The sequence below is a fragment of the Rhodoferax sp. LS1P39 genome (assembly GCF_056521425.1).
The window spans coordinates 98,034-124,670 of record NZ_JBWMAV010000003.1 but is presented as its reverse complement, the minus strand read 5'-3'; the positions used below and the strand labels follow the sequence as shown (position 1 = coordinate 124,670).

29 protein-coding genes and 2 tRNA genes are annotated in these 26,637 nt (G+C 63.3%); 17 read left to right on the top strand and 14 right to left on the bottom strand.

What is annotated here, in order from left to right; genetic code table 11:
* Window positions 1-12: 12 nt before the first annotated feature.
* Both AC097O_RS07495 and petA read right to left on the bottom strand, forming a co-directional pair.
* A complete protein-coding gene (locus AC097O_RS07495) occupies window positions 13-1,422 on the bottom strand; it encodes a cytochrome b (protein ID WP_479592209.1) in 1,410 nt (469 codons plus the stop codon).
* A 7-nt stretch (window positions 1,423-1,429) separates the two neighbouring features.
* Complete coding sequence (petA, locus tag AC097O_RS07490) at window positions 1,430-2,029, bottom strand: ubiquinol-cytochrome c reductase iron-sulfur subunit (RefSeq protein ID WP_315191115.1); 600 nt, start codon at window positions 2,027-2,029, stop codon at window positions 1,430-1,432.
* A gap of 152 nt (window positions 2,030-2,181) precedes the next feature.
* Here petA and mscL point away from each other — a divergent pair, with 152 nt between their 5' ends.
* Window positions 2,182-2,610 carry a large conductance mechanosensitive channel protein MscL gene (gene mscL, locus AC097O_RS07485; RefSeq protein WP_479592208.1) on the top strand — a complete coding sequence of 143 codons (429 nt, stop codon included), beginning with the start codon at window positions 2,182-2,184 and terminating at the stop codon, window positions 2,608-2,610.
* Between the two features lie 55 nt (window positions 2,611-2,665).
* Here the strand turns inward: mscL and pdxA are convergent, their stop codons facing one another.
* Window positions 2,666-3,709 (bottom strand): 4-hydroxythreonine-4-phosphate dehydrogenase PdxA, encoded by a 1,044-nt coding sequence (gene pdxA, locus AC097O_RS07480; RefSeq protein ID WP_479592207.1) that lies wholly within the window; start codon window positions 3,707-3,709, stop codon window positions 2,666-2,668.
* A complete protein-coding gene (locus AC097O_RS07475) occupies window positions 3,706-4,464 on the bottom strand; it encodes a Nif3-like dinuclear metal center hexameric protein (RefSeq protein WP_479592206.1) in 759 nt (252 codons plus the stop codon). The genes pdxA and AC097O_RS07475 overlap by 4 nt, the downstream gene beginning before the upstream one ends.
* Before the next feature lie 38 nt (window positions 4,465-4,502).
* Between AC097O_RS07475 and AC097O_RS07470 the strand changes: the two genes are divergently transcribed.
* On the top strand, window positions 4,503-5,648 hold the full coding sequence (locus tag AC097O_RS07470) for a S1C family serine protease (protein WP_479592205.1): 1,146 nt from the start codon (window positions 4,503-4,505) through the stop codon (window positions 5,646-5,648).
* A 58-nt stretch (window positions 5,649-5,706) separates the two neighbouring features.
* Here the strand turns inward: AC097O_RS07470 and tatC are convergent, their stop codons facing one another.
* From tatC to hisI, 7 genes are all read right to left on the bottom strand, one after another.
* A complete protein-coding gene (gene tatC, locus AC097O_RS07465; protein WP_479592204.1) occupies window positions 5,707-6,501 on the bottom strand; it encodes a twin-arginine translocase subunit TatC in 795 nt (264 codons plus the stop codon).
* A gap of 74 nt (window positions 6,502-6,575) precedes the next feature.
* Window positions 6,576-7,043 carry a Sec-independent protein translocase protein TatB gene (tatB, locus tag AC097O_RS07460; protein ID WP_479592203.1) on the bottom strand — a complete coding sequence of 156 codons (468 nt, stop codon included), beginning with the start codon at window positions 7,041-7,043 and terminating at the stop codon, window positions 6,576-6,578.
* A gap of 15 nt (window positions 7,044-7,058) precedes the next feature.
* Window positions 7,059-7,301 carry a Sec-independent protein translocase subunit TatA gene (gene tatA / locus AC097O_RS07455; protein WP_479592202.1) on the bottom strand — a complete coding sequence of 81 codons (243 nt, stop codon included), beginning with the start codon at window positions 7,299-7,301 and terminating at the stop codon, window positions 7,059-7,061.
* An 86-nt stretch (window positions 7,302-7,387) separates the two neighbouring features.
* Entirely contained in the window at window positions 7,388-7,756 is a 369-nt protein-coding gene (locus tag AC097O_RS07450; protein ID WP_479589168.1) for a histidine triad nucleotide-binding protein, read from the bottom strand.
* Window positions 7,753-8,148, bottom strand: a complete 396-nt coding sequence (locus AC097O_RS07445; protein WP_479589167.1) for a DUF4870 family protein — start codon at window positions 8,146-8,148, stop codon at window positions 7,753-7,755. The genes AC097O_RS07450 and AC097O_RS07445 overlap by 4 nt, the downstream gene beginning before the upstream one ends.
* Window positions 8,145-8,525: a phosphoribosyl-ATP diphosphatase gene (locus tag AC097O_RS07440; protein WP_479589166.1), complete on the bottom strand. Its 381-nt coding sequence runs from the start codon at window positions 8,523-8,525 to the stop codon at window positions 8,145-8,147. Before AC097O_RS07440 ends, AC097O_RS07445 begins: the two co-directional genes overlap by 4 nt.
* Before the next feature lie 5 nt (window positions 8,526-8,530).
* Window positions 8,531-8,944 (bottom strand): phosphoribosyl-AMP cyclohydrolase, encoded by a 414-nt coding sequence (gene hisI / locus AC097O_RS07435; protein ID WP_315202649.1) that lies wholly within the window; start codon window positions 8,942-8,944, stop codon window positions 8,531-8,533.
* 93 nt (window positions 8,945-9,037) lie between these two features.
* Here hisI and gmk point away from each other — a divergent pair, with 93 nt between their 5' ends.
* The 3 genes from gmk to AC097O_RS07420 all read left to right on the top strand — a co-directional run bounded on the left by gmk (window position 9,038) and on the right by AC097O_RS07420 (window position 12,258).
* A complete protein-coding gene (gmk, locus tag AC097O_RS07430; protein ID WP_479592201.1) occupies window positions 9,038-9,658 on the top strand; it encodes a guanylate kinase in 621 nt (206 codons plus the stop codon).
* A gap of 16 nt (window positions 9,659-9,674) precedes the next feature.
* Window positions 9,675-9,878 (top strand): DNA-directed RNA polymerase subunit omega, encoded by a 204-nt coding sequence (gene rpoZ, locus AC097O_RS07425; RefSeq protein ID WP_295955342.1) that lies wholly within the window; start codon window positions 9,675-9,677, stop codon window positions 9,876-9,878.
* Between the two features lie 106 nt (window positions 9,879-9,984).
* Window positions 9,985-12,258: a RelA/SpoT family protein gene (locus AC097O_RS07420; protein ID WP_479592200.1), complete on the top strand. Its 2,274-nt coding sequence runs from the start codon at window positions 9,985-9,987 to the stop codon at window positions 12,256-12,258.
* On the opposite strand, the gene greB is transcribed toward AC097O_RS07420, so the two are convergent.
* The 3 genes from greB to AC097O_RS07405 all read right to left on the bottom strand — a co-directional run bounded on the left by greB (window position 12,255) and on the right by AC097O_RS07405 (window position 13,145).
* On the bottom strand, window positions 12,255-12,824 hold the full coding sequence (gene greB / locus AC097O_RS07415; RefSeq protein WP_479592199.1) for a transcription elongation factor GreB: 570 nt from the start codon (window positions 12,822-12,824) through the stop codon (window positions 12,255-12,257). The two genes, AC097O_RS07420 and greB, sit on opposite strands and share 4 nt — an antisense overlap.
* 77 nt (window positions 12,825-12,901) lie before the next feature.
* Window positions 12,902-12,978: transfer RNA gene (locus AC097O_RS07410), tRNA-Arg, on the bottom strand.
* 90 nt (window positions 12,979-13,068) lie between these two features.
* Window positions 13,069-13,145, bottom strand: a tRNA-Arg gene (locus tag AC097O_RS07405).
* 131 nt (window positions 13,146-13,276) lie between these two features.
* Here AC097O_RS07405 and AC097O_RS07400 point away from each other — a divergent pair.
* The 12 genes from AC097O_RS07400 to AC097O_RS07345 all read left to right on the top strand — a co-directional run bounded on the left by AC097O_RS07400 (window position 13,277) and on the right by AC097O_RS07345 (window position 26,635).
* The gene (locus tag AC097O_RS07400; protein WP_479592198.1) at window positions 13,277-14,425 is read left to right on the top strand and encodes an alpha-hydroxy acid oxidase; all 1,149 of its coding nucleotides are present in this window, start codon (window positions 13,277-13,279) and stop codon (window positions 14,423-14,425) included.
* A 76-nt stretch (window positions 14,426-14,501) separates the two neighbouring features.
* On the top strand, window positions 14,502-15,434 hold the full coding sequence (locus AC097O_RS07395) for an exopolyphosphatase (RefSeq protein WP_479592197.1): 933 nt from the start codon (window positions 14,502-14,504) through the stop codon (window positions 15,432-15,434).
* A gap of 115 nt (window positions 15,435-15,549) precedes the next feature.
* Window positions 15,550-16,698, top strand: coding sequence for an imelysin family protein (locus AC097O_RS07390; RefSeq protein WP_479592196.1), 1,149 nt, complete (start codon window positions 15,550-15,552; stop codon window positions 16,696-16,698).
* Between the two features lie 4 nt (window positions 16,699-16,702).
* A complete protein-coding gene (locus AC097O_RS07385) occupies window positions 16,703-18,139 on the top strand; it encodes a di-heme oxidoreductase family protein (protein WP_479592195.1) in 1,437 nt (478 codons plus the stop codon).
* A gap of 10 nt (window positions 18,140-18,149) precedes the next feature.
* Window positions 18,150-19,157, top strand: a complete 1,008-nt coding sequence (locus tag AC097O_RS07380) for an imelysin family protein (protein ID WP_479592194.1) — start codon at window positions 18,150-18,152, stop codon at window positions 19,155-19,157.
* Window positions 19,147-20,241 carry a DUF1513 domain-containing protein gene (locus tag AC097O_RS07375; protein ID WP_479592193.1) on the top strand — a complete coding sequence of 365 codons (1,095 nt, stop codon included), beginning with the start codon at window positions 19,147-19,149 and terminating at the stop codon, window positions 20,239-20,241. The genes AC097O_RS07380 and AC097O_RS07375 overlap by 11 nt, the downstream gene beginning before the upstream one ends.
* A 304-nt stretch (window positions 20,242-20,545) precedes the next feature.
* Window positions 20,546-22,822 (top strand): TonB-dependent receptor, encoded by a 2,277-nt coding sequence (locus AC097O_RS07370; RefSeq protein ID WP_479592192.1) that lies wholly within the window; start codon window positions 20,546-20,548, stop codon window positions 22,820-22,822.
* Between the two features lie 89 nt (window positions 22,823-22,911).
* Window positions 22,912-23,595, top strand: a complete 684-nt coding sequence (locus tag AC097O_RS07365) for a Fe2+-dependent dioxygenase (protein ID WP_479592191.1) — start codon at window positions 22,912-22,914, stop codon at window positions 23,593-23,595.
* The gene (locus AC097O_RS07360) at window positions 23,592-24,704 is read left to right on the top strand and encodes an alpha-hydroxy acid oxidase (RefSeq protein ID WP_479592190.1); all 1,113 of its coding nucleotides are present in this window, start codon (window positions 23,592-23,594) and stop codon (window positions 24,702-24,704) included. The genes AC097O_RS07365 and AC097O_RS07360 overlap by 4 nt, the downstream gene beginning before the upstream one ends.
* Before the next feature lie 83 nt (window positions 24,705-24,787).
* Complete coding sequence (locus tag AC097O_RS07355; RefSeq protein WP_479592189.1) at window positions 24,788-25,057, top strand: (2Fe-2S)-binding protein; 270 nt, start codon at window positions 24,788-24,790, stop codon at window positions 25,055-25,057.
* Between the two features lie 122 nt (window positions 25,058-25,179).
* Window positions 25,180-25,875: an energy transducer TonB gene (locus AC097O_RS07350; protein ID WP_479592188.1), complete on the top strand. Its 696-nt coding sequence runs from the start codon at window positions 25,180-25,182 to the stop codon at window positions 25,873-25,875.
* 43 nt (window positions 25,876-25,918) lie between these two features.
* Entirely contained in the window at window positions 25,919-26,635 is a 717-nt protein-coding gene (locus tag AC097O_RS07345; RefSeq protein WP_479592187.1) for a MotA/TolQ/ExbB proton channel family protein, read from the top strand.
* The last annotated feature ends 2 nt before the right edge of the window (window positions 26,636-26,637 follow it).

Here is a 26,637-nt window from a genome sequence, read left to right as displayed (position 1 = left end):
AGAGTCTCCGGCTTAGTGCGCAGTGAAGGTAATGCGACTGGGCACTGGCTTGGGCGTACCCAGGCGGCTCCACCATGGCATCAGCAAGAAAAAGCCGAAATAGAACAGGGTGCCTGCCTGGGAGACGCGCTCACCAATGGGCGATGGAGGCTGCACGCCCAGGTAACCCAGCACCAGGAAGTTGATGACAAACACCGCGTACACGTACTTGTGCCAGCTCGGACGGTAACGGATGGACTTCACCGGGCTGTTGTCCAGCCAAGGCAGGAAGAACAAAATCACCACCGCGCCGCCCATGGCAACTACGCCCCAGAACTTGGCATCGATGCTCAGCATCATGGCGACCACACCCGCAGCCACCACCACGATGGCCGCCTTGATGAAGGCGGGCAACTTGAACTTGAGCACCGACAGCACAGCACCACCGACCACGCAGGCAATCAGGGCGTACATCATCTCGTCGGTGATGGCGCGCAGCATCGAATAGAACGGCGTGAAGTACCAGACCGGCGCAATGTGCAGCGGCGTCTTCAGCGAATCGGCGGGGATGAAGTTGTTGTACTCCAGGAAGTAGCCGCCAAATTCGGGCGCGAAGAAGATGATGGCGGTAAACACCATCAGGAACACGCTGACCGCAAAAATGTCGTGCACCGAGTAGTACGGGTGGAACGGAATGCCATCCAGCGGGTGGCCTTCGGCATCCTTGGGGGCGTTGGGGCCCTTGATTTCCACGCCATCGGGGTTGTTGGAGCCCACTTCGTGCAGCGCAATGATGTGCGCCGCCACCAGGCCCAGCAGCACCAGCGGCACGGCAATCACGTGGAAGCTGAAGAAGCGGTTCAGGGTGGCATCGCCCACCACGTAGTCGCCACGGATCAGCAAGGCCAGATCAGGGCCGACAAAGGGAATGGCAGCAAACAAATTGACGATCACCTGGGCACCCCAGTAGCTCATCTGGCCCCAGGGCAGCAGGTAGCCCATGAAGGCTTCGGCCATCAGGCACAGGAAAATCGCGCAACCAAACACCCACACCAGTTCGCGTGGTTTGCGGTACGAACCGTACAGAAGCCCGCGGAACATGTGCAAATACACCACCACAAAGAAAGCCGAGGCTCCGGTGGAGTGCATGTAGCGGATCAGCCAGCCCCAAGGCACATCGCGCATGATGTACTCGACCGAGGCAAAAGCCAGGTTCGCGTCGGGCTTGTAGTGCATCACCAGGAAGATGCCGGTGACGATTTGCAGCACCAGCACCAGCAGCGACAGCGAGCCAAACACGTACCAGAAGTTGAAGTTCTTCGGTGCGTAGTACTCGGACATGTGCTCTTTGTAGAGCTTGCTGGCCGGGAACCGGTTGTCCACCCAGTTCATCAGCTTTTCAGGCGCGCTGGCGTTGGGCGAGATTTCTTTGAATGTAGCCATATGTCCCTCAAGCCTTCTTGTCTTCGCCGATCAGCAGCCGGGTATCGGAGAGATACATGTGCGGCGGCACCGGGAGGTTGTCGGGAGCGGGCTTGTTCTTGAAAACGCGGCCCGCCATGTCGAATGTCGAACCGTGGCAGGGGCACAGGAAGCCGCCCTCCCAGTCGTTGGGCAGCGAAGCCTGCGGGCCTGGCGTGAATTTGTCCGACGGCGAGCAGCCCAAATGCGTGCAAATGCCCACCACCACCAGGTATTTGTCCTTGATGGAGCGGTTGGTGTTGCTGGCGTATTCGGGCGTGAACTCGGCCGGGTTGCGCAGCGATTTGGGATCGGCCAGCTGGCTGTCCAGCTTGGGCAGCTCGGCGATTTGCTCGGGCGTGCGGTGCAAGATCCAAACGGGTTTGCCGCGCCACTCCACGGTCATCTTCTCGCCGGGCTTGAGGGCTGAAATATCGGCTTCAACGGCAGCTCCGGCGGCTTTGGCGCGCTCTGAGGGCTGGAATGTGCTCACGAAAGGGATGGCGGTAGCTACGCCACCCACTGCACCGGCGCAACCGGATGCGATCAACCACGTCCGCTTGCTGGTGTCGACTGGGGTGTCACTCATGGGGGTCCTCAAAATCATCACTCGTTTGGGGTCAACCGCGGATTGTAGCGGAGCGGTCCAGGGCGACTTCACGTGCCTGCAACACTTTGTGCTCTGTGTCGAGGGCATTTTGTGGACAATACGGCGGTCAATTAACCAACAAAGGGACTTTTATGGGCATGATGGCTGAATTCAAGGAGTTTGCAGTCAAGGGCAATGTGATCGATCTCGCCGTCGGCGTGATCATCGGCGGAGCCTTCGGCAAAATTGTGGACTCGGTAGTGGCCGATCTGATCATGCCGTTGGTCGGCATGGTGTTTGGCAAGATCGACTTTTCCAACCTGTTCATTGTGCTGGGCAAGGTGCCCGAAGGCACCGGCATGGCGCTGGCGGACCTGAAAAAGGCCGGGGTGCCTGTGCTGGCTTACGGCAACTTCCTCACGGTGGCAGTGAACTTTGCGATTCTGGCCTTCATCATCTTCATGATGGTCAAGCAGATCAACCGCATGAAGAATGAGGCCCCCGCCGCCCCCGAAGCCGCCCCGGCCACCCCCGAAGACGTGCTGCTGCTGCGCCAGATCCGCGACAGCCTGCAAAAGTAATTACTACACTTTTAGTAGCTGCTCACGCCCTCTGCTGTAGCGGTAGAGGGCTTTTTTATGCCTGAAATCCGCTTAAGCGCCGCGCCATGCGCAGCGCGGCGACCAGGCTGGACGCATCCGCCACGCCGGTACCCGCAATGTCAAACGCCGTGCCATGGTCCGGGCTGGTACGCACCAGGGGCAGGCCCAGGGTGACGTTCACGCCCTGCTCCACGCCCAGGTATTTCACCGGGATCAGACCCTGGTCGTGGTACATGGCCACCACCACGTCGAACTCGCCGGGCTGGCCATTTTTGGCCCGGGCGCGCATGAACACCGTGTCCGGCGCAAACGGGCCGTGCACATCCATCCCCTCGGCGCGGGCGGCCTGCAGGGCGGGGATGATGGTGTCGATTTCCTCCCGCCCAAACAAACCGCCTTCGCCCGCATGCGGGTTCAGCCCGGCCACGCCGATGCGCGGCGCCCGCCCCAGCGCCGCCCCCACCGCGCGGTGGGTGATGCGCAGGGTTTGCAACACGTTGTCGAAAGTGACGGCCTCGATCGCCTGGCGCAGCGACATGTGGATGCTGACCAGCACGGTGCGCAGCTCGTCGTTGGCCAGCATCATGCGCACCGGCACGTCCTGCAAAGCCTTACCCAAGTGGGCCGCGGCCTCGAACTGCAGCAGCTCAGTGTGACCGGGGTACGGCAGGCCTGCGGCGGCCAGCGCCTCTTTGTGCAGCGGCGCGGTGACCAGCGCGGCCAGCTCGCCGCGCAGCGCGGCGCGGCTCGCCCAGAGCACGCAGTCGGCTGCCACTTTTCCAGCCAAACTGCTGATTTGGCCATACGGAATAGGCGCAAGCAGCTCCGTTATTTGTAGCACCGGGATGCACTGCGGCGGCACATCCCAGGCTTCGGCAGGCGCGGTAATCAAGGCCACCGGCAACGCGGGCTGGCCGGGGCCGCTGACCAGGGCGCTGGCGCGGCGCAGCGTGCCCACATCGCCCGCCACAAAGCAGCCCTGGGTGGCATCTGGCGCGTCGCGGAAGGCCTTGGCGATGGTTTCGGGGCCGATCCCGGCGGGGTCGCCCAGGGTGATGGCAATGGGAAGCTGCGTCATGCGGGGTTGTCTATGTCAATGAACAGGTGCTCCAGCCCGAGCTGGGCGGCAACAAAGCCCGCCACCGCCGGTGCGCCATAGCGCTCGCTGGCGTGGTGGCCGCAGGCGATGAAGGCCACGCCGCATTCGCGGGCGTAGTGGGCCTGGGGCTCGGAGATTTCGCCGGTGATGAAGGCATCGGCCCCAGCGGCGATGGCGGCCTCGAAGTAGCCCTGCGCACCGCCAGTGCACCACGCTATTTTTTTAATAGCTGCTTGCGCCGGTGCAATAAGCACGGGAGGCCGATTTAACTGTTTTTCTATGTGGGCCGCCAAATGCTGGGCGGAATCGAATTGCCCGCCGTCGCTGGGCTGGCCCAGGAAACCCAGGTCGTTGTCACCGAAACAGCCCACGCCCTCCAGCCCCAGTTGCACACCCAGCTGCGCGTTATTGCCCAGCGTGGGGTGCGCGTCCAGCGGCAGGTGGTAGGCGTAGAGGTTGATGTCGTGGCGCAGCAGCAGGGCCAGGCGCTGCTTCATCCAGCCGGTGACCGTGCCCGACTGGCCGCGCCAGAACAGGCCGTGGTGCACAAAAATAGCATCGGCCTGCGCCGCCACGGCGGCTTCGATCAATGCCAGGCTGGCGGTCACGCCCGAGACGATGCGGCGGATTTCGGGCTTGCCCTCGACCTGCAGGCCATTGGGCCCGTAGTCCTTGAAGCGGGCGGGTTGCAGCAGGTCGTCAAAGGCGGACAGTACAGTGGGTTGGTGGGCCATGCGCCGAATTGTGGTCCAAGTTCAAGGACAATCTGCACATGAAACGTTTTTGGCTCCTCTTTTCCCAATCGGTCACCGTCTTGCTGGCGGCGTATTTTGTGGTGGGCACGCTCAAGCCCGAATGGCTGGGCAAGCGCTCTTTCAGCGGTTCCAGCATTTCGCTGATCGAAGCCCCTGCAAGTCCCTCCGGCAGGCCTGCCGCAAGCGGCTTCAGCGCGGCGGCCCAAAAGGCCTCGCCCGCCGTGGTCAGCATCAACACCAGCAAAATGGCCGAGCGCGACCCGCGCAGCGACGACCCCTGGTTCAAGTTCTTCTATGGCGAGCGCGGCGCGCAGGCCCAGGTGGGGCTGGGCAGCGGCGTGATCGTCAGCCCCGAAGGCTACATCCTCACCAACAACCACGTGGTCGAAGGCGCAGATGCCATCGAAGTCACGCTCAACGACAGCCGCCACGTGCAGGCCCAGGTGATCGGCACCGACCCCGACTCCGACCTGGCCGTGCTGAAGATCCAGCTCGACAAGCTGCCGGTGATGGTGCTGGGCAGCTCCGATGCCCTGCAGGTGGGCGACCAGGTGCTGGCCATCGGCAACCCGTTTGGCGTGGGCCAGACGGTCACCAGCGGCATCGTCAGCGCGCTGGGCCGCAACCAGCTGGGCATCAACACCTTCGAGAACTTCATCCAGACCGATGCGGCCATCAACCCCGGCAACTCCGGCGGGGCACTGGTGGACGTGGACGGCAACCTGATGGGCATCAACACCGCCATCTATTCGCGCTCGGGCGGCAGCATGGGCATTGGTTTTGCCATTCCCGTGTCCACCGCCAAGCTGGTGCTGGAAGGCATCGTTACCGACGGCCAGGTCCGGCGCGGCTGGATCGGCGTGGAGCCCAGCGACCTGTCGCCCGAGCTGGCCGAAACCTTTGGCGTGAAGGCCGACCGTGGCGTGATCATCACCGGCGTGCTGCAAAACGGCCCCGCAGCGCAGGCGGGCATCCGCCCCGGCGATGTGATCTTGCAGGTGGCCAGCAAGCCGGTGAACAACGTGTCGGAGCTGCTGACCAGCGTGGCCATGCTGCAGCCCGGCAAGACTTCCAGCTTCAGCGTGCTGCGCCAGGACAAGCAGCTGGCACTGGAAGTGACCCCGGGGCTGCGCCCCAAGCCGCCTGCGCGGGTGGAACGCTAACTACTACAAATTTAATAGCTGCTCACGCTTATAGAATAAGCGCCAGCAGCCGATTTGGCTAAGATTTTGTAGTGGCGGCTTCTTCGTCGGGAGCCTGGGTGTGCTTGATAAAGATCTGCGCCGCCCAGATGCCGATCTCGTACAAGATGCACATGGGAATGGCCAGCGCCAGTTGCGACACCACATCGGGCGGGGTGACGATGGCGGCAATGATGAAGGCCAGCACCACAAAGTAGCCGCGAAAATCCTTCAGCTTGGCAATGCTGACCAGCCCCATGCGGGCCAACACGATCACCACAATCGGCACCTCGAACGCCAGACCGAAGGCCAGGAACATGGTCAGCACAAAGCTCAGGTAGGCTTCAATATCAGGCGTGGCCTTGATGCTCTCGGGCGCAAAGTTCTGGATAAATTTGAACACCTGGCCAAACACAAAGAAGTAGCAAAACGCCACCCCGATGAAAAACAGCAAGGTGCTCGACACCACCAGGGGTAGCACCAGCTTTTTCTCGTGCGAGTACAGGCCCGGGGCCACAAACGCCCACACTTGCCACAGCACCACCGGCAAGGCCAGCATGAAGGCGGCCATGAACATCACCTGCAATGGCACCAGAAATGGCGAGATCACCGAGGTAGCGATCAGCGAGCTGCCTGCGGGCAAGGTGGCCACCAGGGGCGATGCCAGCAGGTCGTACAAGGCCGCAGGGCCGGGATACAGCGACAAGGCCGCAGCGGCAATGCCCACCGCGATCACGGCCTTGATGAGCCGGTCGCGCAGCTCCACCAGGTGCTGCACAAAGGGTTGCTCGGTGCCGGCTAGTTCGTCGTCTGGGCTTTTATGGGGATCGGACATGGGGCTTTAAACAGGGTAAACAGGGCCTGGCCCAGAATGACACCGAGGCCGAAAGGCCCCAGGTTGTTGATTTTTTAAATGCTGTGGGACACCGGTTTGGGCCGGTAGCGGGCCACGCGGGCCGCACCCGACAGCGCCTTGGTACGCACCCCGGCGCGGGCCTTGTACCACTGCGGCGTGGCACCCACCTTGCTGCGCCAGCGCTTTTGGGGGCGCTTGTATTCGGGATACTGGGTGTAGGCATCGTCGGGCAAGGCGGGCGTAGCATCGGTCTCAGCCCACTGCTTCTCGAAGTCGCTGGCGTTGGTCTGGATGGACTGGTGCACATCGCGCGCCGCACCTTCCATCGTCTCCTTCATCTTCTTGAGCTCGTCCAGGTCCATGGAACGGCTGACTTCGGCCTTCACATCGGCCACATAGCGCTGGGCCTTGCCCAGCATCGTGCCCACGGTGCGGGCCAAACGCGGCAGCTTCTCAGGGCCGATGACGATCAAGGCCACCGCGCCAATCAGCGCTATCTTGGAAAAACCGAGATCAATCACAAACGTTTAACCGGCTCAGGGCTTGGTCTTGGCTTCAACGTCGATGGTGTTCTTTTGCGCAGCCGCTGCCGCGCTGGCCGACACCTGGGCGGTGGGCTTGTCGTCGTCGGGCGACGCAGAGCCGTCTTTCATGCCGTCTTTAAAGCCTTTGACCGCGCCACCAAGGTCGCTGCCCATGTTCTTCAGCTTCTTGGTGCCAAACACCATCACCACGATCAACAACACGATCAACCAATGCCAAATAGAAAATGAACCCATGGAATAACTCCTAACAAAGTGTTTCTGATTTTAGACGGCGCAGATGACGGTCCACGCCCGACTCCCTATTGCCCCTTGCCGTGGCACTAACCCTTGAGCCAGGGGCGCGGCCCGCCAATGACGTGCACATGCAGATGGTGCACTTCCTGCCCGCCATCATCCCCTGTATTCACCATCACCCGAAACCCCCCTTGCGGGTAGGGCCTGCAGCCTTCTTGCGCCGCCAGTTGCGGGGCCAGCACCATCATGCGCCCCAGCAGGGCGGTGTGCTCGGGCTGCACCTGCGCCATCGACGGGATATGCAGTTTGGGAATCAGCAAAAAGTGCACCGGTGCCCAGGGATGGATGTCGTGGAAGGCCAGAAGTTCTTCGTCTTCATAGACTTTTTTGGACGGAATCTGGCCTGCAATGATTTTGCAGAACAGGCAATTCGGGTCGTGGGCCAGCACGCTCATGCCGCGTCTCCCACAGGCTTGCTGGCGTTCATGGCCACCATACCGCGCACGATGCGGTACAAAAACCACAGCGAAATCAGGCCCCAGGCGATCCAGCCGGGCAAGATGAACAGCACCCACAGCGGTGCCGTCACCACGTACAACACCCCGGCCCACAGCACCGAGCGGATGCGCCAGCTGAAATGGCTGGCCTGCCAGGTGCCTTCGGCCTCGCTCTTCTTCACCAGGTCGATCACCAGCGCCACGATCAGCAGCAGCGCGCCCGGCTGCGCGCCCGGCACCACTGCGCCCACCGCCACGACCAGGTGCAGCAAATAGCTGATCCAGCCCACGGTTTTCAAGCCCTGGGCTTTCTCGCTATCGATGGCGCGCACGTCAATGATGTCGTTCATGGAGACTCCGCTTCTCGGTTTAAAACTTTACGCAAGGCTTTTTCTTCGATGCCGCTGGTGCCTTCGCGGCGCTCCAGCTCGGCCAGCACGTCGGCGGGGCTGAGGCCAAAGTGCGCCAGCGCCACCATGGAATGGAACCACAGGTCGGCCACCTCACCCACCAGCTTGGCTTGCAGCGCGGGGGTGTTGCCGCCGTATTCGGCATCCTTGGCAGCCATCACGGCCTCGGTGGCCTCTTCACCAATTTTTTTCAAGAAGGCATCCGGCCCCTTGTGCAGCAGGCGGGCTACGTAGCTGGCGCTGGGGTCGCCACCGTTAGCCGCCTTGCGGCTTTCGATGGTGGCGGCCAGCCGGGCCAGGGAGTCGTTAGAAGTCATGGCCATTACTTGTAGATGGATTCCGGGTCTTTCAAGACCGGTTCGGTGGCCTTCCAGGCTTTTTCGCCTGCGGCATCGGTGTCCAGCACACTGAAAAAGCAGCTGTGGCGGCCCGTGTGGCAGGCGATGCCGGGGGTGTGGCCGAGCTGGGTCACCTTGAGCAGCACCACATCGTTGTCGCAGTCGAGCCGGATCTCGTGCACGGTTTGCACATGGCCCGATTCTTCACCTTTGAACCACAGCCGCTGGCGCGAGCGGCTGAAGTACACGGCACGCCCTAAGGCGGCGGTTTGCTCCAGCGCCTCGCGGTCCATCCAGGCGAACATCAGCACATCGCCGCTACCCGCCTCTTGCGCAATCACCGGGACCAGCCCTTGGGCGTCCCATTTCACATCGTTTAGCCAATTCATAGGCCGTATTGTCAGCGATTGCACGGGCCGACCCTGCGGCCTCGGGAGATGGGGCAAATATAGAATGTGCCATTTTTTGACCACCTACACGGTGAACACAGCATGGACTACCCCGGAAATTTGATCGTCGTGGCCGCTCCCAGCGGTGCCGGAAAGTCCAGCCTGGTCAAGGCCCTGATGGAGCTGGACGCGAAAGTGCAGCCCTCGGTCTCGCACACCACCCGCGACCCGCGCGGCCAGGAAAAGCACGGGCGTGAATACTTCTTCGCCTCGCAGTCGGAATTTGATGCCATGGTGGCGGCCAACGCCTTTGTGGAATGGGCCGAAGTGCATGGCAACCGCTATGGCACCTCCAAAAAAGCCATTGAAGAGCGCATGGCCCAGGGGGCGGACGTGATTCTGGAAATCGACTTCCAGGGTGCGGTGCAGATCAAGGAGATTTTTGCCAATGCGGTACTGATTTTCATCCTGCCGCCCAGCTGGGAAGAGCTGCGTTCGCGCCTGGAGCGCCGGGGCGAAGACGCACCCGATGTGATCGAACTGCGCCTGGCCAACGCCGCCATTGAGATGGCACAAGCCCATAAATTCGACTTCGTTATAATCAACGAGCTATTTGACCGGGCAGTTTTCGATCTGAAAACCATTGTGCATGCCCAGCGGCTCAAATTTGCGGCACAACGCCGTGCCCGAGCCGACACTTTCAAATCCCTGAACATTGGTTAGTTTTCTGGAGAAATTCATGGCCCGTATCACCGTCGAAGATTGCCTGGTGCAAATCCCCAACCGCTTCCAGCTGGTGCTGGCCGCAACCTACCGCGCCCGCATGCTGAGCCAAGGCCACGCCCCCAAGATCGAGAGCAAGAACAAGCCGGTAGTGACCGCATTGCGTGAAATCGCAGCGGGCAAGGTTGGCATCGAGATGCTCAAAAAAGTACCCAACTGATCGCATCGGGCCTAAACCCGATTGAACCCACTTTAAAAGGCACCATTTTGCGGTGCCTTTTTTATTGCGCGCATGGCAGACGCAAGGCGCAAGCTATATTCAAGCCATGAGTGACAAGCATTTTCCTGCCGACGGTTCGCCCCCCAAACCTCCCCATAAAAAAGGCGGGCATACGCCCAGCCCTGCAGCGGCCAACGCTGCCGCCGCCAGTTTTGCCGCCCTGACGGCCAATCTGCACTACCTGGATGCCGCCAGCGTGGAGCAGGTGCGCCAGGCCTACCGGTTTGCCGACGAGGCCCATCTGGGCCAGTTGCGCAACAGCGGCGAACCCTACATCACCCACCCGATTGCCGTCGCCGCCCAGTGCGCCGCCTGGAAGCTGGATGCCCAGGCGCTGATGGCCGCCCTGCTGCACGACGCAATGGAAGACTGCGGCGTAACTAAGCCCGAGCTGATCGAGCGCTTTGGCGCGCCGGTGGCCGAGCTGGTGGACGGCCTGACCAAACTCGACAAGCTGCAGTTCAACACCCGCGAAGAAAACCAGGCCGAGTCGTTTCGCAAAATGCTGCTGGCCATGGCCCGCGACGTGCGGGTGATTTTGATCAAGCTGGCCGACCGCACCCACAATATGCGCACCATGGGCGACATGCCGCGCTCCAAATGGGCCCGGATTGCCTCGGAAACCCTGGACATTTACGCCCCCATCGCCCACCGCCTGGGGCTGAACCAAACCTACCGCGAGCTGCAAGACCTGTCGTTTCGCCATCTGCGGCCCTGGCGCTACGCGATTCTGGCCAAAGCGGTGGCCAAAGCCCGCAACCGACGGCGCGATCTGGTGCAAAAAGTGCAGCAGGAAGTCGAGGCGGTGTTTGCACAAACCGGTATGCAGGTGCGTATTGCCGGGCGCGAGAAAACCCTGTTTTCCATCTACCAGAAGATGGATGACAAGCACCTTACCTTTGCCCAGGTGACCGATATCTACGGCTTTCGGGTCATCGTGCAGAGCGTGATCGACTGCTACACCGCACTAGGGGTGTTGCACCAGCTCTACAAACCGGTACCCGGCAAGTTCAAGGACCATATTGCGATTGCCAAGCTCAACGGCTACCAGTCGCTGCACACCACGCTGGTGGGCCCGTCCAGCGTGAACGTCGAATTCCAGATGCGTACCGAAGCCATGCACCTGGTGGCCGAATCCGGCGTAGCCGCACACTGGCTGTACAAAAACAACGAGGCCGATAGCGCCACCGCCGAGCGGCTGGGCACCAAGTGGCTGCAATCGCTGCTCGACATCCAGGACGAAACCCGCGATGCCGCCGAGTTTTGGGACCACGTCAAGGTCGATCTTTTCCCCGACGCGGTCTATGTATTCACCCCCAAAAGCCAGATCATGGCCATGCCGCGCGGTGCCACGGTGGTGGACTTTGCCTACGCCATCCACAGCAATGTGGGCGACCGCACCGTGGCTGCCAAGATCAATGGCGAACAGGTGCCGCTGCGCACCGAGCTGCGCAACGGCGACATTATTGAAGTGATTACCGCACCGGTGTCTGCCCCGAACCCCGCCTGGCTGGGCTTTGTACGCACGGGCCGGGCGCGCTCCAAGATCCGCCACCATCTGAAGAGCATGGCGCAAACCGAATCCGAGAGCATGGGCGAAAAGCTGCTGACCCAGGCGCTGCGCTCCGAAGGGCTGGAGCACTTGCCCGAGGCCACGCTGGAGAGCCAGCCGATCTGGGACAAGCTGCTGCGCTTTACCGGCAACCGCACCCGCACCGAGCTGCTCACCGACATCAGCATGGGCAAACGCGTGGCCAGCATCGTGGCCAAACGCCTGGTGCTGCTTTTGACCGAAAACGGCGCAAAGCCCGACGCTTTGCTGCTGACCCGCGAGCGCTTCACCGCGCACGAAAGCTACTCGCAAGGTGCGGTGGTGCTGGACGGCAGCGAAAACACCTCGGTCCAGTTTGCCCGCTGCTGCCGCCCGATTCCGGGCGATGCCATCGTGGGCTACCTGGGCCGTGGTGAAGGCTTGGTGGTGCATACCGCCGACTGCGCGGTGGCCAAACGCCTGCAATACAAGGACAGCGAGCGCTTCATCGCCGTGGACTGGGCAGACGAGCCAGTGCGCCCCTTCGAAACCGGCGTGGTGGTCACCGTCAAGAACAGCAAAGGCGTGCTGGCAAAGGCCGCGGCCGCGCTCTCGGTCGCCGAAGTGGACATCACCCATGTGGACATGGGACAGGAAGGCGACCAGGAAGCCACCGACATGCGGTTTCTGGTGTCGGTGCGCGACCACGCCCACCTGGAAGTGGCCCTGCGCCAACTCAAGCGCACGCCCTCGGTGCTGCGGGCGGTGCGGGCCAAACCGGCGGCTTAAACCGACTTCGGCGGGGACGGGTAGTCCACCCGCAGCACCTCGATGTCTTGCACCCCCACGGGGGACTGCATGCGCACCACATCGCCTACGCGGGCTTTCAGCAGCGCGCGGGCAATCGGCGACACCCAGCTGACCTGCCCTTGCGCGGTGTCGGCCTCGTCAATCCCGTAGATGGTGATGGTGCGCTCCTGGCCGGTGGCATCCTCGTACGCCACGGTGGCCCCGAAGAAAACCTGGTCGTTGCCAAAGTGCACGCTGGGGTCTACCACCTCGGCGATTTCCAGGCGCTTGGTCAAGAAGCGGATGCGCCGGTCGATCTCCCGCAGGCGCTTCTTGCCGTAGATGTAGTCGCCATTTTCAGAACGGTCGCCGTTGCTGGCCGCCCAATAGATCACGTCCACGATCTTGGGGCGCTCCACTTCCATTAGCTCGGTGAATTCGGCACGCAGGCGGGCGTAGCCCTGGGGGGTCATGTAGTTTTTGCTGCCCGCAGGCAAGGGCGCGGGTGCCGGGGCGTCGTCTTCGTCCTGGTCGGCATCGGTTTCGCGGGTAAAGGCTTTGCTCATAAGCCGTGTACCTTACCGTGAAAGTGGCCGCACAAAGTAAAAAGCCCGTCACCTTGCGGTAACGGGCTTCTACATTTTGGTGCGGCTGGCAGGAATTGAACCCACGACCCCTTGGTTCGTAGCCAAGTACTCTATCCAACTGAGCTACAGCCGCTAAGAGATTGATTTTACAACGGATTTTCACCGTTCGAGTAAAAAGCCCGTCACCTTGACGATGATGGGCACATTTACGGGCTTCTACATTTGGTGCGGCTGGCAGGAATTGAACCCACGACCCCTTGGTTCGTAGCCAAGTACTCTATCCAACTGAGCTACAGCCGCTAAGCCAACAATTCTACAACGAATTTTGGCCTGCGGTAAAGCTGGTTGAGAAAAATGCGGTGCGCGCCAAAATTTCTTCAACCCACGCGGCAACCAAGCCCGCTAGCATCCAGGGCATTCAGGAGACTCTTTTGCCCCACGTCATTACCAATATCGAAGACCTGCGCGTTCTGGCGCAAAAACGCGTGCCACGCATGTTTTACGACTACGCCGATTCGGGCTCGTGGACCGAGGGCACCTACCGCGCCAACTCGGCCGACTTCCAAAAGATCAAGCTGCGCCAACGCGTAGCTGTCAACATGGCCAACCGCAGCACCCGGGTGAAGATGGTGGGCCAGGATGCTGCCATGCCCGTGGCGATTGCCCCCACGGGCCTGACCGGCATGCAGCATGCCGACGGCGAGATTCTGGCAGCGCGGGCGGCCGAGAAGTTTGGCATTCCTTTCACCCTGTCCACCATGAGCATCTGCTCGCTGGAAGACATTGCCGCCCACACCAAGGCCCCGTTCTGGTTCCAGCTGTACTGGATGCGCGACCGCGCCTTCATGGAAGCGCTGATGGACCGCGCCAAGGCGGCGGGCTGCTCGGCCCTGGTGCTGACGCTGGACCTGCAGGTGCTGGGCCAACGCCACAAGGATCTGAAAAACGGCATGACCGCACCGCCCAAGCCCACGCTGGCCAACATCCTGAACCTGATGACCAAGCCGCGCTGGTGCCTGGGCATGGCGGGCACGCGCCGCCACAGCTTTGGCAACCTGGTGGGCCACGCCAAGAACGTCAGCGACATGTCGTCGCTCAGCGCCTGGACCAAGGAGCAATTTGACCCCCAACTCGACTGGAACGACGTGGAGTGGATCAAAAAGCGCTGGGGCGGCAAGCTCATCCTCAAGGGCATCATGGACGCAGAAGATGCCCGCCTGGCGGCCCACAGCGGTGCTGATGCCATGGTGGTGTCCAACCACGGTGGCCGCCAGCTCGACGGTGCCCCCAGCGCTATCGAGGCCCTGCCTGCGATTGTGGACGCAGTAGGCTCACAGATCGAGGTGTGGATGGACAGCGGCATCCGCTCTGGCCAAGACGTTCTGAAGGCCTGGGCCCTGGGGGCGCGCGGCACCATGATAGGGCGCAGCTTTCTGTACGGGCTGGGCGCGATGGGCGAGGCCGGGGTCACCAAATGCCTGGAGATCCTGCACAAAGAGCTGGATGTGACCATGGCTTTTTGCGGCCACACGCAGATAGCCACCGTGGACAAAAGCATTCTGTTGCCCGGCACGTTTTAGCCATGCAAGCTTTGGCCTTGGCGGCATAATCGTTACACATTTTGTAACCGCCAACACGGCAAAAAGGATGGTCCCCATGGGCACAGAAAAATTTCGCTTGGTCACCCGCAGTGATTTCGACGGGCTGGTGTGTGCAGTGCTGCTCAATGAGCTGGACATGATTGACGAGATCAAGTTCGTCCACCCCAAGGACATGCAAGACGGCAAGATCACCATCACCGACCGCGACATCACCACCAACCTGCCCTATGTACCGGGAGCCCACATCGCGTTTGACCACCACGCGTCGGAGACCGTCCGCAACCAGAGCGGGCTCAAAAACCATGTGATCGATGCCACCGCACCGTCGGCGGCCCGCGTGGTGTTTGACTACTACGGCGGTGCCAAGGCCTTCCCGAACATCACCGTGGACATGATGGACGCGGTGGACAAGGCCGATTCCGCCCAGTACGTACGCGAAGAAATCATGCACCCCGAAGGCTGGGTGATGCTGAACTACCTGATGGACGCGCGTACCGGCCTGGGGCGTTTCCGCGAATTCCGCATCAGCAACTACGCGCTGATGATGGATCTGATCCAGTACTGCCGCGACCACGGCATCGAAGACATTTTGTCGCTGCCCGACGTAAAAGAGCGCATCGACATCTACCTGGAACACGCCGACAAGGCCAAGGCCCAGATCGTGCGCTGCGCCACGGTACACGGCAACCTGGTGGTGCTGGACCTGCGCGAAGAAGAAACCATCTGGGCCACCAACCGCTTCATGGTGTATGCGCTGTTTCCGCAGTGCAACATCTCCATCCACGTGATGTGGGGCGTGCAAAAGCAAAACACCGTGCTGGCCACCGGCAAGTCGATTCTGGACCGCAGCAGCAAAACCAATGTGGGCGAACTGATGCTGCAATACGGCGGCGGTGGCCACCATGCGGCAGGCACCTGCCAGGTCGAAAATGACCAGGCCGCCACCGTGTTGCAAAAGCTCATCGCCCAGATCAATCTGGACGGGTAAAGCCGCCAGCACGGCGCGTATCGAGAATCAATCTCATTACAATAGGTTTTTGCCCTGTCCGCGTCAACCGCAAAGTTCTTGCGTTTCGCGGGCGGGAACACCAAGGACCTGTGCCGTGAAATCTTTTCTGCTGAGTGCTGCCCTGCTAGCCGCGTTTGCCGCTAACGCCCAACCCCCCCCCGTCACGGCAGCCGCCGTGGCCGCCGACTACAGCAAGCTGGTCTACGCCAGCTACGAAGACACCCTCACCACGGCCCAGGCACTCCAGGCCGCCATCACCGCCTTCAACGCCGCCCCCAGCGCCGAAGGCCTGGCCAAGGCCCGCACCGCTTGGCTGGCCGCCCGCGAGTTCTACGGCCAGACCGAAGCCTTCCGCTTCTACGCCGGCCCGATTGACGACAAAAACGGCCCCGAAGGCCGCATCAACGCCTGGCCCATGGACGAAGCCTATGTGGACTCCGTGGCAGGCAAGCCCAAGGCCGGCATCATCAACAACCCCAAGGCCAAGATCACCGCCAAAGCCCTGTCGACCCTGAACGAGCGTGGCGGCGAAGAAAACATTGCCACCGGCTGGCACGCCATCGAGTTTCTGCTGTGGGGCCAGGACCTGAGCGAAACCGGCCCCGGCAACCGTTCGTTTGAAGACTTTGTAGACGGCAAAGCCCCCAATGCCGACCGCCGCCGCACCTACCTGCAGGTGGTGTCCGACCTGCTCATCAGCGACCTGACCACCTTGACCAAGGCCTGGGCACCCGATGCCAAGAACTACCGCGCCAAGTTTGAAAAGTCCGGCACCAGCGCCGTGCGCAACATGCTGGTCGGCGTGGGCTCGCTCTCGCGCGGCGAACTGGCCGGTGAACGCATCGAAGTGGCCCTGGCCTCCAAGAACCAGGAAGACGAGCACTCGTGCTTCTCCGACAACACCCACCGCGACATCGTGGCCAACGCCACCGGCATTGAAAACGTCTGGCTGGGCCGCTTCAAGCGCGCCGACGGCAGCGTGTTGCAAGGCGCCTCGCTGCGCGACCTGGTGGCCCTGAAAGATGCCGCCACCGCCGAGCGCACCAGCAGCCACATCGCCGCCAGCGTCAAAGCCGCCGAAGCCATCAAAGCCCCGTTTGACCGCGAAATTGTGGACACCGAAGGCCGCAAGCGCGTGCAGGCCGTGGCCGACGCGCTCAAGCTGCAAAGCAAAGACTTTCTGGACGCAGCCAAGGCCGCGGGCATCACCAAACTCACCCTGGTAGACCCCGCCAAAGAATAAGCCGATGCGTCAGCCGAACCTGCAAATAAAAAGCTGGCGCACCCTCACCACCACCGCCCTGGCCTCGGCCGGGATGGCGGCGGCGTGGTTAGCCCTGGCAACACCCCCCACCCTAGACACCTCGGAAGAAAAGCCCGGCGGCGACACCACCGTGTTTGAAGAAGGCCTGAACGCCTTCTCGTTCCCCGCCGCCAACCTCGACGAAGAAGCCCGAACCAGCTTTGCCATCGGCAACTCGTTTTTCCGGCGCAACTGGGTCGAAGCCCCGTCTTCCACCTCGGCCCGCGACGGCCTGGGGCCGCACTTCATTGCCCGCTCTTGCGGCGGCTGCCATGTACAGGACGGGCGCGGCGCACCGCCCAACACCTTTAAAAACGGTGTCACTGCCGAGCAACCCATTGGCCTGCTGTTCCGCCTGTCGGTGCTGGATGCCCAAGGCCAGCCCCAGCACGAACCCACCTACGGCGAGCAGTTCGCCAACTCCGCCGCGCAAGGCGTGCGCCCCGAGGGCCAGGTGCGCATCCGCTACACCGAGCTGCCCGGCCAGTTTGCCGACGGCACGCGCTACAGCCTGCGCCAGCCGCACTACCGCTTTACCCATTTGGGCTACGGCCCCCTGCAGCCCGGCACCCTGGTCAGTCCGCGCATCGCGCCGCAGATGCCCGGCGTGGGCCTGATCGACGCGATCACCGAGGCCGACATCCTGGCCAACGTGCAGCAGCAAGCCGCCCGCAGCGACAGCATAAAAGGCATGGCCAACCGCGTGTTCGACCCGTTTGCGGGCAAAGAGGTGGTGGGCCGCTTCGGCTGGAAGGCCAACACCGGCAGCCTGGCGCACCAGTCGGCAGCCGCCTTCAATGGCGACATCGGCATCACCTCCGAGAAATTTCCCCGCGAAGACTGCACGCCCAAGCAAAAAGACTGTGCGGCGGCTCCTAGAGGCGGAGAAAAGGGCGGGGCTGAGATCGACAACGCCACGCTGGAAAAAGTCATCCAGTACCAGGCCACGCTGGCCGTACCCGCCCGGCGCGGCTACGACAACCTGGATGTGCGCCGCGGCCAGGCCCTGTTTGCCCAGGCCCAGTGCGCTGTGTGCCACCGCCCCAGCTACACCACCGGCGCATCGCCCTTCCCGGCGCTGCGCGGGCAAAAAATCACCCCCTACACCGACCTGCTGCTGCACGACATGGGCAAGGGCCTGGCCGATGGCCGCCCGGACGGCCTGGCCAACGGCCAGCAGTGGCGCACCCCGCCGCTGTGGGGGATTGGGCTGGTGCCTGACGTGAATAACCACAGCTTTTTGCTGCACGATGGCCGCGCCCGCAATACGCTGGAGGCCATTTTGTGGCACGGTGGCGAAGCCGATGCGGCCCGCCAGCAGGTGCTGAAAATGCCCAAGGCCGACCGCGACGCGCTGGTGAAATTTGTGAATTCCCTTTGACTGGACAGCCGTGACCCTTTTGATCGACCGCCGCCAATGGCTGGCACTGGGCGCTGGCTTCCTGTGCCACGCCGCCGGGGCGGCCGCCCTGCCACAGCGCATTGCCAGCCCGGCCATCACCCAGACCGACTGGGTGCGCAACGCCCTGCGACTGCACTTTGTACCTGCCGCGCAGGCCTTTGCCCAGAGCAGCAACGCCCTGGCAGAGGTGCTGTCCAAGGGCTGCAACCTGCCTGCTGCGCGCAGCACCTGGCGCACGGCCATGCTGGACTGGGAGCGCCTCAGCGCCGTATCTGTAGGCCCGCTGATCGAGCGGCGCAGCGCCCGCAGCATCGACTTCTGGCCCACCCGACCGGCCATGGTCAATGCGGCGGTAGCCAACCCGCCGCAAACCGCCGCCGCGCTGGACGACCTGGGCGCACCCGCCAAAGGCCTGCCCGCCCTGGAGTTCCTGCTGTGGCAGACCAATCCCGATGCCGCCCAGTGCACCTACGCTGCGGCACTGGCACAGGGCTGCGCTTTAGAAGGTCAGGCCCTGCTGGCCGACTTTGAAGCCCTGGCCGCCCGCGCCTGGACCCCCGACACCGCCCTGGCCGCCTTCAACGAATGGTTCAGCCAGGCCGTGGGCGGGCTGGAGCAACTGCGCTGGAAGAAGATGGGCAAACCCGCCCGCAGTGGCCGCGCCAGCGACTGGCCGCGCGCCACCAGCGGCAGCACCCGGGCGGCATGGCAGGCTAGTTGGGCCAGCCTACAAAACTTTTTAATCGGCACGGGCCGCAGCCAGGAGCAAGGCAGCCTCAACGGCTACTTGGCGGGTGAAAACCAGCTGCCCCTCTCCGCCCAGCTGGAAGCCGCCGTGGCCCTGCTGCACACCCGCATGCAAGCCGCCCACCCGGCCCGCGCCGCCAGCGTCACCCCCGCCATGCAGGCCCTGGCCCAGGCCAAGAAGCTGCTCGAAGACAAAGTCGCCCCCGAGCTGAAAACCATGGTCGGTTTCTCGGAGTCCGATGGTGATTAACCCCGGCTTGCGCCGCCGCGACTGGTTGGCCCTGATAGCGGCCAGCCTCGCCCTGCCCGCCCATGCGGCATCCGCCCCCGGCTTGCTGACATCGTGGGTTATTGACGACCAGGCCTGGGCCGGTGTCTGGCACATGGGCAGCGCACCGCGCGGCGTGGCCCTGCCCAAGCGCGCCCACGAGGTGCTCATGCTGCACCCGGCGCTGGGCCTGCCCGGCCAGGCGCTGGCCGTGGCCCGCCGCCCTGGCGAAACCCTGCTGCGCTTTGACACGCGCAGCGCCCGTGCCCTGCTGTGGCATGACATCGAAGACGACCGCGTGCTCTGCGGCCACGCCAGCTATGCGCTGGACGGCAGCGCCCTGTACACCACCGAGACCAGCACCGACACCGGGGCCGGGTTCATCGCGGTGCGCGACCCGGTGAGCCTGGAAAAAATCCGCGAATTCCCCAGCGGCGGCCTGGACCCGCACATGGTGCTGGTCGAGCCCGACGGCAGCCTGCTGGTGGCCAATGGCGGCCTGCTCAACCTGCCCGAAACCGGCCGTACCAAACTCAACCTGGGGCACATGGATTCGTCCATCGCCCGACTGGATGCCGCCACCGGCAGCCTGCGCCAGGCATGGCGCGCCAACGACCCGTTTCTCAGCCTGCGCCACCTGGCCCGCGCGCCCAACGGCACCGTGGCCATCGCCATGCAGGCCGAGCACGCCGATGCCGCCGCCCGCCGCAGCGCCCCGTTGCTGGCGCTGCTGGACGCAGATGGCCTGCGCACCATAGCACTGCCAGAACCCCTGGCCCTGGGCGGCTACGGCGGCGACGTGGCCTATGTGCCGGGCCGCAACAGCCCGGCGGACGACCGCTTTGTGGTCAGCGCCACCCGCGCCGGGCAACTGGCCTGGTGGTCGGCCCAGGGCGGCGACCCGCGCCAGCTCCCACTGCCCGCCGCCGGTGCTCTGGCTGCCCACGGCCCCGACTGGCTGGCCAGCGGTGCCCAGGGTGGCGTGCGCGGCGAAGTGGCGGCCCACAGCCTGGAGCGGCAACTGGCCCAGGTCCACTGGGATAACCATGGCAAGTGGCTGGTGTAGCAAGCATTTGCTATTTAATAAAGAGCTGCTTGTGCTTATGGAATAAGCGCTGGAGGCATTTTTCTTATCAATTTTATAAACGGCATCTGGAAATGCACCGCGTTGTGCAGTTGCAACGAAATGTTCTGGATGTTGTTTTTTTCGGGGTGCTCGCAGGGTTTAAAGCGCAGCAGTAACAAGAATGATTCGCATTAATTTACAATAGTGCGGTATTTCTCAACCTAGCCAGCGCGGCATTTCGAACCTCTTCAGCGTTCAGTGCGTAAGCCAGCCAATTACTGCAACCCCTCCCAGGCTGACCTCCATGTCCCGACGCAAAAATTTCAAGCAAAAACCGGCTCTAGCGCCTAATCTATCGGCGCAAGCAGCTACTAAAACAGTAGCACATTCCGTCACACCGTATGCCATGCTGCCCCTGGGTGCCATGCTGCTGGCGGGCTCCATGGGTGCGATGGCCCAGGAAACCGATGCCAACAAGGCCAAGACCCTGGCTCCGGTGGCCGTGAAAGAGCAGGCCGAGGGCAAAGACAGCATCCGCGCCACCACCACTACCATCGGCAAGGGCCAGCAAGAGCTGCGCAACATCCCCCAGTCGATCACCGTGATCACCGAGAAGCTGATCACCGACCGCAACTACGACACCGTCAAAGACGTGCTGCGCCACACCGGCGGCGTGTCGTTCCTGGCAGCCGAGGGCGGCGAGGAAGACATCCGCATGCGCGGCTTCAACCTGCAATCGACCGGCGACGTGTTTGTGGACGGTATCCGCGACCCGGCTTTCTACGAGCGCGACACTTTCAACGATGACCGCGTGGAAATTTTGCGCGGCTCTGCCTCGATGTTGTTTGGCCGTGGCTCCACCGGCGGTGCGGTCAACCAGGTCAACAAGCAGCCGCTGCTGAAAGATGCCAGCGAAGTCAACCTGACCCTGGGCAACAGCAAGTACCGCCGCCTGACCGGTGACTTCAACATCAAGACCGCCGACGACGCGGCCCTGCGCCTGAACCTGATGACCAACTCCGCCGACAACAACGGCGCGGGCTCCAGCATCGACAAACAAGGCCTGGCAGCGGCGTACCGCTTCGGCATCGGCAGCTCGGACGAGTTCTCGGCAGGCCTGTACTACCTGAACAACAAGAACGGCATGAACTACGGCCTGCCGTGGATTCGCCCCACCGCCGCTTCTACCGTGGCGGAAACCGGCCTCAACACCAAGCTCGACCCCGATGCCTACTACGGCATGGCCAGCGACTACAACAACACCAAGGCGGCCTATGTGTCGCTCAGCCACCTGCACCGCTTCAGCCCCGATTCGGAGCTGAAGACCTCGATCCGCAAGGGCGACTACAACCGCGACATGCGTGCCAGCCTGATCCGCGTGCCCGCAGTGGGCGGCCAGGCCGTGTCGCTGGCCACCTTCAACCCATCCACCGTGATGACCCGCTCACTGCAGGCCAAAGTGCAGCAGATGGACAACCTGTACGTCCAGTCCGACTTCAGCAGCAAGTTTGAAGCCCTGGGCGTGGGCCACGAAGTGCTGGCCGGTATCGACTTTGCGCAAGAAAAGCGCACCGTCATGGCCGGATTAACCGTAGCCCAGGGCGGCGTGGCCACCACCAAGCCCAGCACCACGGCAGGCACCCCGAACGACGGCGCGTCGTTCAACGAAGACTTGCGCGTCTACCGTCCCGGCAATGGCTTCGAATCCAATGGCGTGGGCATCTACGCCCAGGACCTGGTCCAGATTACCCCCCACTGGAAGCTGCTGGGCGGCCTGCGCTACGACCGCATGACGGGTGACTACGACACCTTCGCCGCTGCCACCGGTGCCACCACCGGCTCGTACAAGATGAAGATTGGCGAGTGGAGCAAACGCCTGGGCGCGATGTACCAGCCTACCGCGCTGCATTCGTTCCACCTGTCGTACGGCACCTCGTTCAACACCTCGGGCGATGCCTACTCGCTGAGCGCGTCCAACCAGAACATCCCGCCCGAAAGCAGCCAGAACCTGGAACTCGGCGCGCGCATCGAGTCGGCAGACAAACGCTTCAGCACCCGCCTGGCGGTGTTCCGCTCGACCAAGCTGCACGAGCGCAATACCGATCCGCTGATCACCAGCCTGATCACGCTGTCGGGCAAGCGCCATGCATCCGGCTTTGAAGCCGACGTGAGCGGCCTGGTCAATTCGCAGTGGGAAGTGTTTGGCTCGTACGTGTGGATTCCGTCGGCCAAGATCGACGTGGGTGTGGCGGGCTCCGAAGGCCAGGGCACCCGTCCGTCGCTCACGCCCGAGCACAGCGGCACGGTGTGGACCACCTACCAGATCACGCCCAAACTGCGTCTGGGTGGCGGTGTCAACTTCCGCAGCAAACAAACGCCGCTGCGCAACCCCGGCTTCTCCGCGCCCAGCTACACCACGCTGGACTTGCTGGCCGAGTACGCAGTGATTGAAGACAAGTTCATCATCAAGGCCAACGTGACCAACGCCACCAACAAGCTGTACGCCGATGCGCTGTACCCCGCGTTCTATGTGCCGGGCGCGGGCCGCACCATGCAAGTGACCGCCAAGCTGAAGTTCTAGGCTGCCAGTTAACACTAGCACTTAGCACCTCAAGCCGCCCCAGCCCTCCAGGCCGGGGCGGCTTTTTCACGTTCGATGACAATTCCCCCATGCTGCTGCACATCCCCCACATCCTGACCCCCGAAGAAGTCCAACACGCCCAGAGCCTGCTGACCGATGCCCCCTGGGCGGATGGCCGCGCCAGCGCGGGCAGCCAGGCGCAGGCCGTCAAAAACAACGAACAACTACCGCACGACTGCGAGGCCGCCAGCCAGATCCGCGCCCTGCTGCTGCGCGGGCTGGACCGCAACCCGACCTTCTTCTCCGCCGCCCTGCCCAAGCGGGTGTTCACCCCGCGCGTCAACCGTTACGGCGGTGCCAGCAACTTCTACGGCCCGCACGTGGACAACGCGGTGCGCTTCGCCCCCGACACCGGCCAGCGCGTGCGCACCGACATCTCCTGCACCCTGTTTTTGAGCGCGCCAGAGGATTACGACGGCGGCGAGCTGGTGGTCCACGACACCGCCGGGCCGCAGCGCGTCAAGCTGCCCGCAGGCAGCCTGGTGCTGTACGCGGGCACCAGCGTGCACCAGGTGGAGCCGGTCACGCGCGGCGCGCGGCTGGCCTGCTTTTTCTGGATCGAGAGCATGGTGCGCAGCCAGGAACAGCGCCAACTGCTGTTCGACCTGGACACCCACCTGCTCAGCCTGCGCCAGCAACACGGTGAAACGCCCGAGACCACCGGTTTGACCGGCACATACCACAACCTGTTGCGCATGTGGGCCGACACATGAACGCCCCCACGGTTGAAAAAATCCCCCCCGGCATCGTCACCCTGGAAGACCATGCCCACCACGCGCAAACGGTGCTGGACGCGAACGCCTGGGCCTACTTCAGCGGCGGTGCGGGCGACGAGATCACGGTGCGGGCCAACCGCAGCGCCTGGGACACGCGGCAGCTCTGGCCCCGCGTGCTGCAGCCGCTGGCCGGTGGCCACACCCGCGTGCAGTTGCTGGGCCGCACCCTGGCCCACCCCATCCTGCTGGCCCCGGTGGCGTTCCAACGCATGGCCCACCCGGACGGTGAGCTGGCCAGCGCCTACGCGGCATCGGCACTGGGCGCGGGCATGGTGCTCAGCACCAATTCCAGTATTGCTATTGAAACAATAGCTGCTACCGCCCTATCTGAAAGCGCTAGAGGCCCATTTTGTTTTCAACTGTATTTGCAGGCCGACCGTGCCCACACCCTGGCGCTGGTGCAGCGCGCCGAGCGGGCCGGGTGTGATGCCCTGGTGCTCACGGTGGACGGCCCCACCGAGGGCGCGCGCGACCGGCAGCGCCGCGTGGGCTTTAGGCTGCCGCTGGGCGTGTCGGCGGTGCACCTGGCGGGTTTCCAGTCGGCACCTGCCGCGCCACTGCAGCCCGGCCAAAGCGCCCTGTTCGACGGCCTGCTGGCCCATGCACCCACCTGGGACGACGTGGCCTGGCTGCAAACCCAGACCCGGCTGCCGATTTTGCTCAAAGGCATCCTGCACCCCGCCGACGCGCGCCAGGCGGCTGCGCTGGGCGTGGCGGGCATCATCGTCTCCAACCACGGGGGCCGCACGCTGGACACCGCGCCCGCCACCGCCGCCGTGCTGCCGCGCATCAAGGACGCGGTGGGCGACCTGCCGGTGCTGGTGGATGGCGGCATCCGCCGCGGCACCGACGTGCTCAAGGCCATGGCGCTGGGGGCCAGCGCGGTGCTGATCGGGCGGCCTTATGTATACGGGCTGGCCAACGCCGGTGCGGTGGGCGTGGCCCATGTGCTGCGCCTGCTGCGCGACGAGCTGGAGATCGCCATGGCTTTGTGCGGCTGCCAAACCCTGGCGCAGGCCACTCCCGCCCTGTTGTTTGAAGGGTAATGCCAGATAGCTATTGCAAATGCGACGGATTCGTATTTATAATTGGCGCATCTTCTCAACAGCCAGCCAATGTGCTCGCCGCCATGATTGTTTGTGTTTGCCAACGGGTTTCTGACCGCGAAATTGCCCGCCACGCGCGGGCCGGTTTCGGGTTTGACGACATCCAGCTCGAACTGGGTGTGGCCACCCAATGCGGCCGCTGCGAAGGCTGCGCACGCGACATCGTGGCGCAGTGCAACGCGTCGCACCCGGTCGCCGCCATCCAGCTCGCCAGCTCCATTTTGGAAAGCAAGGCATGGAACTCCTCAGCGCCAGTCCATTCACCTACCTCTGCGCAATTTGCGGCAGCCTGATCCTGGTCACAGGCTCGGCCTGGTGGACCTTTCGTAACTAACCTTTAGCCGCACCCCGGTGCCTTGCGTCCGTTTGCAGGAACGGCGATGCTTGCCTGTGGCCACTTCCTATGAACAGCACCTTGTCCTCCCCCCCACCCTTTCCCCCTGCGCCCCGCTTCAGCCGCAATGCCATCATCGTGGGCAGCGTGCTGGTGTTCCATGGCGCAGCACTGTGGGCCCTGCAAAGCGGGCTGATCCGGCACGTGGTGGAAATCGTGGTGCCGGTGGAAATACTGGCCCAGATCGTGGAGCCGCCCAAACCCGCTGAGCCGCCACCGCCGCCACCCGCCCCGGTCAAGCAGCCGGTGGTCAAAACCCGCACCCCCACACCGCCGCCCGCGCCGCGCCCCATGGCGATTGCCGACCCCACGCCTACCGCCAACGCGCCCACCGGCGTGACCACGCCGCAGCCGCCCGCCCCGCCGATCGCCGAGCCGGTGGCGGTAGCCGCTGCGCCGGTGGCCCCGCCTGCCGCACCGCCTGCGCCGCCGAAGATCGTCGCGCCGTCCAGCGATGCCAACTACCTGAACAACCCCAAGCCCGCCTATCCCACTGCGAGCCGACGTCTGGGCGAGCAAGGCACGGTGCACGTGCTGGTGCATGTCAGCGCAGAAGGCAATGCAATGAGTGTGGACATCAAGAAGTCCAGCGGCTTTGAGCGGCTGGACCAGGCGGCGCTGGCCGCCATCGCCAAATGGCGGTTTGTGCCCGGCAAACGCGACGGCGTACCCGAAGCGGCCTGGGTGATTGTTCCCATGCCCTTCAGCCTCAGCTAATTTCAACGCTTTATTCAACGCATCTTTATCTCTGGAGTTTTCAATGGAATCGCAATTCGGTATCGCCAACGTCTGGACGCAGGGCGACTTCGTCACCAAATCCGTGGCCGTCATCCTGCTGGCCATGTCGCTGGCCTCGTGGATCGTCATCATCATCAAGGCGCTGGATGTCTTCAAGTTCAAGAAGCTGAGCACCAGCGCGGCCGACTTCTGGCACAGCGAAGACTTCGCCACCGGCCTGAAAAAGCTGGGCGATGACCCGACCAACCCGTTTCGCCAGCTGGCCCTGGAAGGCCGCGAAGCCACCGCCCACCACCGCAACACCAAGGCCCATCTGCACGACAGCCTGGACGTGAGCGACTGGGTTACGCGCTGCCTGCGCAACAGCATGGACGAGTTCACCGCCAAACTGCAGTCCGGCCTGGCCATCCTGGCATCGGTGGGCTCCACCGCCCCGTTCATTGGCTTGTTTGGCACGGTCTGGGGCATTTACCACGCGCTCTTGAGCATCGGCCTGTCGGGCCAATCCACCATCGACAAGGTGGCAGGCCCCATCGGCGAGGCGCTGATCATGACCGCGCTGGGCCTGGCGGTGGCGATTCCGGCGGTACTGGGCTACAACGCCCTGGTGCGCGGCAACAAGTCCATCCTGATCAAGCTCAACAGTTTTGCCCACGACCTGCACGCCTTCTTCGTCACCGGTGCCCGTGTGAGCACCAGCGGCGCAGCGAACGTCGTGCCCATGAAAAAAGGGAGCTAAAC

What these genes read in the sequence shown, in the direction of transcription:
- AC097O_RS07370 (WP_479592192.1), top strand. Translation starts at nt 20,546, where the DNA reads ATGTCCCGACGCAAAAATTTCAAGCAAAAACCGGCTCTAGCGCCTAAT.
- AC097O_RS07470 (WP_479592205.1), top strand. Translation starts at nt 4,503, where the DNA reads ATGAAACGTTTTTGGCTCCTCTTTTCCCAATCGGTCACCGTCTTGCTG.
- gmk (WP_479592201.1), top strand. Translation starts at nt 9,038, where the DNA reads ATGGACTACCCCGGAAATTTGATCGTCGTGGCCGCTCCCAGCGGTGCC.
- tatA (WP_479592202.1), bottom strand. Translation starts at nt 7,301, where the DNA reads ATGGGTTCATTTTCTATTTGGCATTGGTTGATCGTGTTGTTGATCGTG.
- AC097O_RS07385 (WP_479592195.1), top strand. Translation starts at nt 16,703, where the DNA reads ATGCGTCAGCCGAACCTGCAAATAAAAAGCTGGCGCACCCTCACCACC.
- AC097O_RS07475 (WP_479592206.1), bottom strand. Translation starts at nt 4,464, where the DNA reads ATGGCCCACCAACCCACTGTACTGTCCGCCTTTGACGACCTGCTGCAA.
- mscL (WP_479592208.1), top strand. Translation starts at nt 2,182, where the DNA reads ATGGGCATGATGGCTGAATTCAAGGAGTTTGCAGTCAAGGGCAATGTG.
- petA (WP_315191115.1), bottom strand. Translation starts at nt 2,029, where the DNA reads ATGAGTGACACCCCAGTCGACACCAGCAAGCGGACGTGGTTGATCGCA.
- AC097O_RS07395 (WP_479592197.1), top strand. Translation starts at nt 14,502, where the DNA reads ATGGGCACAGAAAAATTTCGCTTGGTCACCCGCAGTGATTTCGACGGG.
- AC097O_RS07355 (WP_479592189.1), top strand. Translation starts at nt 24,788, where the DNA reads ATGATTGTTTGTGTTTGCCAACGGGTTTCTGACCGCGAAATTGCCCGC.
- AC097O_RS07495 (WP_479592209.1), bottom strand. Translation starts at nt 1,422, where the DNA reads ATGGCTACATTCAAAGAAATCTCGCCCAACGCCAGCGCGCCTGAAAAG.
- tatC (WP_479592204.1), bottom strand. Translation starts at nt 6,501, where the DNA reads ATGTCCGATCCCCATAAAAGCCCAGACGACGAACTAGCCGGCACCGAG.
- AC097O_RS07450 (WP_479589168.1), bottom strand. Translation starts at nt 7,756, where the DNA reads ATGAGCGTGCTGGCCCACGACCCGAATTGCCTGTTCTGCAAAATCATT.
- AC097O_RS07420 (WP_479592200.1), top strand. Translation starts at nt 9,985, where the DNA reads ATGAGTGACAAGCATTTTCCTGCCGACGGTTCGCCCCCCAAACCTCCC.
- pdxA (WP_479592207.1), bottom strand. Translation starts at nt 3,709, where the DNA reads ATGACGCAGCTTCCCATTGCCATCACCCTGGGCGACCCCGCCGGGATC.
- AC097O_RS07365 (WP_479592191.1), top strand. Translation starts at nt 22,912, where the DNA reads ATGCTGCTGCACATCCCCCACATCCTGACCCCCGAAGAAGTCCAACAC.
- AC097O_RS07440 (WP_479589166.1), bottom strand. Translation starts at nt 8,525, where the DNA reads ATGACTTCTAACGACTCCCTGGCCCGGCTGGCCGCCACCATCGAAAGC.
- AC097O_RS07375 (WP_479592193.1), top strand. Translation starts at nt 19,147, where the DNA reads ATGGTGATTAACCCCGGCTTGCGCCGCCGCGACTGGTTGGCCCTGATA.
- AC097O_RS07445 (WP_479589167.1), bottom strand. Translation starts at nt 8,148, where the DNA reads ATGAACGACATCATTGACGTGCGCGCCATCGATAGCGAGAAAGCCCAG.
- AC097O_RS07360 (WP_479592190.1), top strand. Translation starts at nt 23,592, where the DNA reads ATGAACGCCCCCACGGTTGAAAAAATCCCCCCCGGCATCGTCACCCTG.
- AC097O_RS07345 (WP_479592187.1), top strand. Translation starts at nt 25,919, where the DNA reads ATGGAATCGCAATTCGGTATCGCCAACGTCTGGACGCAGGGCGACTTC.
- rpoZ (WP_295955342.1), top strand. Translation starts at nt 9,675, where the DNA reads ATGGCCCGTATCACCGTCGAAGATTGCCTGGTGCAAATCCCCAACCGC.
- greB (WP_479592199.1), bottom strand. Translation starts at nt 12,824, where the DNA reads ATGAGCAAAGCCTTTACCCGCGAAACCGATGCCGACCAGGACGAAGAC.